The 7,692-nt window shown below is 41.3% G+C and carries 8 protein-coding genes and 2 tRNA genes; all 10 read left to right on the forward strand.

Features of this window, described 5'->3' with window-relative positions; translation table 11 throughout:
* Nucleotides 1-26 precede the first annotated feature (26 nt).
* The 10 genes from ISR87_12775 (at nucleotide 27) to ISR87_12820 (ending at nucleotide 7,615) form a co-directional block, all read left to right on the forward strand.
* Nucleotides 27-1,058: a DUF4837 family protein gene (locus ISR87_12775; GenBank protein MBL7026316.1), complete on the forward strand. Its 1,032-nt coding sequence runs from the start codon at nucleotides 27-29 to the stop codon at nucleotides 1,056-1,058.
* A gap of 13 nt (nucleotides 1,059-1,071) precedes the next feature.
* On the forward strand, nucleotides 1,072-1,971 hold the full coding sequence (rfbD, locus tag ISR87_12780; GenBank protein ID MBL7026317.1) for a dTDP-4-dehydrorhamnose reductase: 900 nt from the start codon (nucleotides 1,072-1,074) through the stop codon (nucleotides 1,969-1,971).
* Complete coding sequence (locus ISR87_12785) at nucleotides 1,961-2,680, forward strand: polyprenol monophosphomannose synthase (GenBank protein MBL7026318.1); 720 nt, start codon at nucleotides 1,961-1,963, stop codon at nucleotides 2,678-2,680. The genes rfbD and ISR87_12785 overlap by 11 nt, the downstream gene beginning before the upstream one ends.
* Before the next feature lie 24 nt (nucleotides 2,681-2,704).
* The gene (locus ISR87_12790) at nucleotides 2,705-4,711 is read left to right on the forward strand and encodes a glycosyltransferase (protein MBL7026319.1); all 2,007 of its coding nucleotides are present in this window, start codon (nucleotides 2,705-2,707) and stop codon (nucleotides 4,709-4,711) included.
* 1 nt (nucleotide 4,712) lies between these two features.
* The gene (locus tag ISR87_12795) at nucleotides 4,713-5,672 is read left to right on the forward strand and encodes an acetyl-CoA carboxylase carboxyltransferase subunit alpha (protein ID MBL7026320.1); all 960 of its coding nucleotides are present in this window, start codon (nucleotides 4,713-4,715) and stop codon (nucleotides 5,670-5,672) included.
* Between the two features lie 14 nt (nucleotides 5,673-5,686).
* On the forward strand, nucleotides 5,687-6,106 hold the full coding sequence (locus tag ISR87_12800; GenBank protein MBL7026321.1) for an acyl-CoA thioesterase: 420 nt from the start codon (nucleotides 5,687-5,689) through the stop codon (nucleotides 6,104-6,106).
* Nucleotides 6,103-6,816, forward strand: a complete 714-nt coding sequence (locus ISR87_12805; GenBank protein MBL7026322.1) for a queuosine precursor transporter — start codon at nucleotides 6,103-6,105, stop codon at nucleotides 6,814-6,816. The genes ISR87_12800 and ISR87_12805 overlap by 4 nt, the downstream gene beginning before the upstream one ends.
* Nucleotides 6,817-6,880: 64 nt before the next feature.
* Nucleotides 6,881-6,967, forward strand: a tRNA-Ser gene (locus ISR87_12810).
* Between the two features lie 175 nt (nucleotides 6,968-7,142).
* Nucleotides 7,143-7,225 (forward strand) — tRNA-Ser (locus ISR87_12815).
* Nucleotides 7,226-7,357: 132 nt separating this feature from the next.
* Entirely contained in the window at nucleotides 7,358-7,615 is a 258-nt protein-coding gene (locus ISR87_12820; protein ID MBL7026323.1) for a GIY-YIG nuclease family protein, read from the forward strand.
* Nucleotides 7,616-7,692 lie beyond the last annotated feature (77 nt).

Raw genomic sequence — 7,692 nt, forward strand, 5'->3', positions numbered from 1 at the left:
ATTTTTGTGAACGCAGGGGAGTGGGTATGATGAGAAAAATAGATTTTATACGCTATTCAGTAATAGCGCTAATAGTCGTCCTAACACTAGGGGCATGTGAGAGACCCAAGGAAAAAGCCATTGGGTATGATCATGTCATTACTGTGGTATGTGATGAAAGAAATTGGGAAGCCTGCGAGCCGATTTTAGCTCAAACTCTGGGGAAGGTATATCAAACTCCTCCCACAGAGACTCTATATACCTTCCAGAGAATCAGTCCAAATGATCTGAACACGAATATACTGAATAAAAATTTGATGATACTGACTCGTCTTGAAGAAAAGAGTGGTGTGACCCCCCAGGTACGTTCCATGCTTCCTGACTCTACCATCAATAATATGCGTCGAAATCCCAAAGGTTATTATCAGCAAGGTGACGCCTACGCTACAGGTCAAGCTCTGGTTGTCGTTATCGGTAAAAATCTTGCCGACCTTCGAAATCGTCTAGAAATCAATCAGGATCAAATTTTCAATTTTATTGAAAAAAAGATGTTTGAGCGAAATTCAGCTTTCATTTACCGATCAGGTGAACAATTCGAGCTTGCTGAAAAGTATTACAACCAATATGGATTTTATCTACGTATGATGCATGATTATGTGGAAATTGAAAATCGACCTAAGGATAATATTCTATGGTTGGGTCGTGATTTTCCATATCGATGGCTGGTGGTTTCATGGGCAACCCCCACGGATTCAACGCTGGGATATCAATTGGATAGTTTGCTGACCAATACATTTGGCAAAAAGTTGAAAGATGTGAAGCTGAATCGGGATTATTTGATTTCAGAGCCTGTCTGGTTCAAACAATACTCCACATATAAATACTATGGTTTGTGGGAATCAAAATCAGAAGTAAAGGGTGGTCCTTTTATAGCGTATGGTTTTTACGAACCTTTAAAAGATCGGATTTATCTAATATCGGGAATTGTCCATGCACCTGAAAAGGCCAAAATGCCATATATTCGACAAATGGAAACTATCATCAGGACATTCGATACTGAAATATTTGAAGTTGATTAAGGATCTAGAATAGTTGAATAAACGTGTATTGATAACAGGAATCAATGGCCTGCTGGGTCAAAATATTGTTCAGGAGTTTTCCAGAGATCATGAAATTTATGGTCTTGATTTAACCCCCAGTATATTTGGTTCATCCCATAATATCCAGGTAGAACAAATAGATTTAAATGACACCATGGCTCTCGAGGAATATGTCAATCAGGTTAAACCGGATTGCATTATTCACACAGCAGCCTATACAAATGTTGATGGGGCAGAAGATGATCAGGATCTAGCCTTTGCTTTGAATGGTAAGGTTCCAGCGGCAATTGCTTTAATTTGTAAGAATAACGATATCCCTCTGATTCACATATCCACGGATTATGTATTTAGTGGTGATTCGGGACCCTATCGGGAAACTGATGCTGGTGATGCCAGGGGTAAATACGCTGAGTCAAAACTTGCTGGAGAAAAAGCTGTTCTGGAATCAGGGGCAAAGGTCGCAGTCATTAGGCCCAATGTCATGTATGGCAATGGGAAACATCTTAAGAGTAGTTTTGTGGCGTGGTTGCTTAATGAATTGCGGAATGAAAGATCGGTCAGAATCGTTGATGATCAGTACAATAACCCTACCTATGCACGTCGACTGGCGACTGTAATTAGAGTGATCCTTGAGAATAAGGCATGGGGTATTTGGCATTTTGGATCAAAAGAGGTGGTTTCGCGTTATACTTTTGCATTAAAAATTGCAGATACTTTTGGGTTGTCCTCTTCATTAATTAATGCAATTTCGACGGTTGACTTGAATCAGAAGGCTCCACGGCCATTGCGCAGCGGTCTGATTTGTGAAAAATTGAATAAAGAGCTGGGAATACCCATCATGGGGATTGATGAAGAGCTGGCTCTGCTTAAGGAAGAAATGAATGTCTCGTAATTTAACAATCATACCTACTTATAACGAAAAGGAAAACATTCTTCTCGTTATTGATAAGGTGCTATCACTCCCAGTAAAAACAGACATTCTCATTGTGGATGATGGTTCACCAGATGGCACAGCTGACATTGTAAAAGCTCGTCAAAAAGGCACTCCCGAGTTGCACCTCATGGAAAGAGCAGGCAAACTCGGTCTTGGTACAGCTTATATCGCTGGTTTCAAATATGCCATTGAGCATGAGTATGACACGGTCGTGCAGATGGATGGTGATTTTTCTCATGACCCTGAAGTTATTGTGACCTTTCTCAAAGAAATTGAAACCAATGACCTGATTATTGGCTCAAGGTATTTAAATGGCATTAGTGTCGTAAACTGGCCACTTCAACGTCTGATGTTGAGCTATTTTGCCAGCAAATATATTCAAATGATTACCCGCATGCCTGTGAATGACGGTACAGGTGGATTTAAATGCTGGCGGGTGGACTTCCTGAAGCAGATTAATCTTGATAAAGTAAGAAGTAATGGGTACTCATTTCAAGTTGAGATGAATTTCAGAGCCTGGAGAAGATCCCCAGACCGGGTTAAAGAAGTGCCAATTCTATTTGTCGATCGCACTGTGGGTCAGAGTAAGATGTCCAAGGCCATTGTACGCGAAGCAATCTGGCGTGTCTGGTGGTTGCGTTTAATGGCTTTGTTGGGAAAAATTTAACCCTTTTCGCTTTATCTAATTTTTATGAAACTCTCCATTGTTATTGTCAATTACAATGTTAAAGCCTTTTTGCAGCAGGCTCTGGAGAGTATTCTCAAAGCCACTCATTCTATCGAAACAGAAATATTTGTTGTAGATAACCACTCTGTTGATGGGAGCATCGAAATGCTCCAAACCCAGTTCCCTCAAATTAATCTCATCCAGAATCAGGATAATCTGGGCTTTGCAAAAGCCAATAATCAGGCCCTCAAAAAGGCCAGGGGTGAGTATATCTGGCTTCTCAATCCAGACACGCTGGTCCAGGAGGACACCCCACAAAAACTGATAGAGGTTATGGAAGCAGATGGGAAGATTGGGTTGCTGGGATGCAAAATATTAAACGATGATGGTAGTCTCCAGTTGGCGTGTAGAAGAAGTTTTCCAACTCCCTGGGTAGCTTTCACAAAGCTGCTTGGGCTGGCCAATGTTTTCCCCAAATCAAAATGGTTTGGTCGCTATAATTTGACCCATCTCAATCCAGATGAAGCCTATGAAGTAGAAGCCATAAGTGGGTCGTGTATGTTTATTCGCAGGGAGGCACTAGAAGAAGTTGGTACTCTAGACGAGATCTTCTTTATGTATGGGGAAGATCTGGACTGGTGTTACCGGTTTGGACAATCGGGTTGGAAAGTCTATTACACACCCACAACCAGCATCATTCATTATAAGGGTGAATCGTCGAAAGTAGCCATGTGGGATACCAATACACACTTCTACAAGGCCATGGATATATTCACCAGAAAACATTTTAAGACCTCAAGACGGTTTCCAATTCATTGGGTGCTTCGGCTGGGAATTTTTGCACGGTATATGCTATCCATTCTAAGTAAGATCAGCAAGAATGCCATGGGATATGTCCTTGATCTTTCAGGTCTTCTCATATTCACCCTGCTCGCCATTTACATGAAATTCAGGACTTTTGATGTTTTAAGTCAGTACATATACGTGCTTCCTGTTTATCTGGGAAGCTGGCTGGCTGTTATCACAAGTCTTGGTTTGTATAGAACTTACAAGTATTCAGTGAGCCGATCTGTACTGGCCGCTACGCTAGGATTCCTCATAAATGTTACGCTGACCTACTTTTTTAAGGACTATGCATTTTCTCGTATTGTGATGCTGATCAGCTATTTGGGAGCAGTGGTCTGGATTTCAGGATGGCGAATAATTGCTTCTACACGTCGAACAGAGAATTTCGCATTGGGAACACAAAGAACCCTTATCATTGGTGACTTCGAAAGTGCCAGCGATATCTTTTCAAGGCTTCTCACCAACCTGGGTCTTGGCTACACTCCTGTAGGGATTCTTGTAACAGATGGCAAAGCGCATGATGACGCTAGGATTATAGGTCATCTAGATGATTTGATGGCACTTGTGGAATATCATCGTATTGATGATGTAATATTCACCTCTGATAATGTCGAGTTAAGACAAATATTTGACTTTTTGCCAATCTTAAGCCAACAAGGAGTAAAAATAAAACTCGTTCCAGGAAATCTTTCATTCATTGTCGGCAAATCAGCTGTTGAGAACCTCCAAGCCGTTCAATTTGTTGATATGGATTTTAAATACTATCATACTGGAGCAAAATTTGTAAAACGACTGGAAGATTTAATCATAGCACCATTTCTCTATCTTGTCATGCGACCATTTCAAGGTCTCATGGTAAATGCTAAATCCATGATAGCTACAGATGTTAGGATAGGCGGAAAGACATATTCCCACTATAAAATGTCAGATGGGCAGTTCTCATTTTGGAGCAATTTAAGCTTGCTTCCCCTTGTAATTCGGGGAAAGTTGAGCCTCGTCGGATCCCCAATTGATCTGATGGATAAAGGATGGGATATTAAAGGTGGTATTTTCAGTCTTGAATCCGTGCGCGGGGGATCTCAGCTCAGTGAAGATGAGAGGTATTCTTTATTGAACTATTATCTTCACAATCATTCAGTCCTCCTTGATTTTGAAATCATTATTAAAGCCTTCTTAGGGAAATAATATGGGTAAAACAGTCTTAGAATTCGAAAAACCAATTCATGATTTAGAACAAAAAATTATTGAAATGGAAATCATGTCCACTGATTCAGAACTGGATATGAAAAAGGAGATTAAAAAGCTTCGAAAAAAACTGGTAGAGCAATCTATCAAAATAAATAAAAATCTTTCTCGCTGGCAGCGAGTAGAACTTGCTCGACATGCCGATCGTCCACATGCTCTGGACCTCATTAATCTCATGTGTGATTCGTGGATAGAGCTGCATGGAGACCGGCATTTCGGTGATGACAAGGCTATAGTGAGTGGTATCGCTCGCATAGATGATCAACGAATGGTCATAATAGGTCAGCAAAAGGGACGTACCACCAAGGACAATCTATACCGCAATTTTGGTATGCCATACCCAGAGGGTTACCGCAAGGCTTTACGCCACATGAAATTAGCCGAGAAATATGGGCTCCCAGCAGTTACTCTCATTGACACAATTGGTGCGTATCCAGGTTTGGAGGCAGAAGAAAGAGGTCAGGCAGAAGCCATTGCCAGAAATCTTTTTGAGATGAGTCACTTATCAGTCCCAATAATTGTAATCGTCATTGGGGAAGGTGCTTCTGGTGGGGCTTTGGGTATCGGCGTAGGTGACAGACTCATCATGTTGGAGAACACCTGGTATTCAGTTATTTCTCCTGAGGGTTGTGCATCCATTCTCTACAGAGATGCTACTCAGAAGAAAAAAGCCGCTGAGGCCATGCGAGTCACGGCAGCAGATCTTTTAGAGATGGGAATTGCCGATAGAATCATTGAAGAACCTCTGGGGGGTGCTCATCGCGACTATAAAGGTACTGCAAAGATACTGAAAAATGTCATTCTGGAAGAACTTACTGCTATAAATGAATTTTCAGTTGATGAGATGATTGAAAAGCGAATCCATAAGATAGAGAACATGGGCGCCTGGGAAGGCGATTGAGGCGATTGAGGCGGATGATCCGATACGACTATCATTTTAAAGTTCGCTATAAAGATATTGACCAAATGGGGGTGATGTATTACTCCCGATACTATGAATATTTTGAAGCTGCTCGAACGGATATGATGAGAGAGCTGGGACTCACGTATAAAGCACTGGAAGCAGAAGGCATCATGATGCCTGTGGTCCACAGTGAATCTGATTATTTTTATGGACCAGGTTTCGATGACCATCTGACCTGCATTACCGAAGTAACTGAATGGCCAAAGGGAAAAATGGAAATCCTGTACACATTGATCAATGATGATGATCCCGGAAAAATATTAAATCGTGGTAAAACAATACATGCATTTGTTAAAATGAATGGAAAACCGACAAGAATGCCAGATTCATTAAAGCAGGTCCTTGCTGAGAAATGGAAATCAGAACAATGAGCAACGAGTTAATCTTTTTTATTCAGACCATTATAGGACTTGGCATGGTCCTTTTTGCATTTCGCATTGGAAAAAACTGGCTCTATGCGCTCATTGCCGTCAATTATGTACTGGCAAATATCTTTGTAACTAAAACTATTGTACTTTTTGGATTTGAAGCCACCGGTGGAAATGTCCTGTATGGTGCCATATTTCTCAGTACGGACATTCTTTCTGAATATTATGGCAAAGCAGCTGCCCGAAAGGGTGTGTTTATTGGATTAGGGGCTACCTTATTTTACCTCGTAATGTCCCAATTTATGATCCTATACGAAGCCAGTCCCAATGATTGGGGTGCTTCTGCGGGTATGGATACCATATTCAGTTTTGCCCCTGGGATTGTTCTTGCAAGTGTGATAGCCTATCTGATGTCCCAACTTCATGATGTCTGGGCATTTCATTTTTGGAAAGCCAAATTTGAAGGAAAATTTCTGTGGATTAGAAATAATCTCTCCACAGCATCCAGTCAGTTAATTGATTCAGTAACCTTCGCCATTCTGGCCTTTGCTGTTTTCCCAAGACTTTTCCTCGATCCAGAGAGTGTACTCCCCATGTCGGTAGTCTGGGAGATAGTACTCACAACCTATATTCTCAAACTTATGGTCGCATTTATTGATACTCCATTTATCTATTTCAGTCAAAGATTTGGACCTAAACACGAAATGAAATAGGGGAGTCTCACTTTTCATTTGTCCTCAGATTGGGTTGGTTTATATTTGCGCGCTTTTTCAATACGGAGACGTGGCCGAGTGGCTTAAGGCGGCGGCTTGCTAAGCCGTTGTACGTTTTGGCGTACCGTAGGTTCGAATCCTACCGTCTCCGCATTTTTGACATTGGACCTTATATTCGACCAGTACGATTTGCTGGAGAATAAAGGTTCGAAACGGAGCGTAGCGAAGTAAAGCGAGGGAGTCCCACAGGGACGACGCTCAGCTAATCCTACCGTCTCCGCATTATTACTCCTCAATGGAGTATAATAGTCAGGTATTGCTGCACTGGAGGTGTAGGCTAATTGGTAAGTCAGCGGTCTTGAAAACCGCCGTCCGAAAGGACTTGGGAGTTCGAGTCCCCCCACCTCCGCTAGGCTTCATTCGAATAAAATGAAGAATGAAGCCTACCCCGAGCGTAGCTGAAAGCGAAGCTGGGAAGAATTTATCCAATCCAATAAAATTCGAATTACGCCCGAGCAGGCTAGAAACCTAAGAGCAGATTATGTTTTACGTTTACATTTTGCGTTCACAAAAATACCCAGAGCGACACTATACAGGGTATACGACAGATATTAAGAAAAGAATCCTAAAACATAATTATGGAGAAGTAAAAAGTACGGCCAGGTATAAACCATGGTCACTTGAGACATTGATCTCCTTTGATACAGAAGATAAAGCAATCGCATTTGAGAAATACCTAGTCGTCCCTGTAAAAGTATATAACGATAATAATAACAATGTGTTGTGTAGAGATAAATAAAGCTTAAGTTGCCAGAAATCAATAAAAACAGTTCAAAACATGGTGATTTATGAAAGCAAAACCCAAAATTCGTAATC

This window comes from Candidatus Neomarinimicrobiota bacterium, assembly GCA_016784545.1.
Lineage (GTDB): Bacteria > Fidelibacterota > UBA8477 > UBA8477 > JABMPR01 > JABMPR01.